This is a genomic window from Leifsonia sp. SIMBA_070 (assembly GCF_046534635.1).
Taxonomy (GTDB): Bacteria; Actinomycetota; Actinomycetes; order Actinomycetales; family Microbacteriaceae; genus Leifsonia.
This window is the reverse complement of the sequence record NZ_JAWRYK010000041.1, coordinates 1-422: the sequence shown is the minus strand read 5'-3', so window position 1 is coordinate 422 and position 422 is coordinate 1. Positions and strand designations below refer to the sequence as shown.

Genomic DNA, 422 nt, shown 5'->3' with positions numbered 1-422 from the left:
GATGAATACGTCGTTGTCATTGAAACGGGCTACAGGCTGGCCGCCGCCACGCATAAGATCACGGCCACCGATCCGCTGCCGCAGGTGGAAGCCAACCAGCTTTTCCAGGAGCTGCAGGACGGGCTGCACGCTGACCTGCTGCCCGCCAAGGCGGACGCCACGTACCTGGAGGTCTCGCCCACCGAGTTCATGCGGGTCCACAGCCTGATGGGCGGCGTCGTGGTGATGGACCGGGTGACACTGGCCCGCGTTCATTGTTCGGCTCCGTGCCGGGCAGCACAGATGCGTGCGATGTCGGGTATGCAGGGTTCATTCTGCAGACTGGTGGTGTCGCCAAGGGCCGTGCCCTCGAACAGCTGCGTCAGGAGCCGGCGCATGATCTTTCCGGAGCGGGTCTTGGGCACGTCGGGAACGACGACGAC

At 64.7% G+C, this 422-nt stretch carries 1 protein-coding gene; it reads left to right on the top strand.

Going from position 1 to position 422, the window contains the following annotated elements:
- Window positions 1–422, top strand: a 422-nt coding sequence (locus SB754_RS19305) for a hypothetical protein (RefSeq protein WP_410784028.1), incomplete at both ends; no start/stop codon positions are given.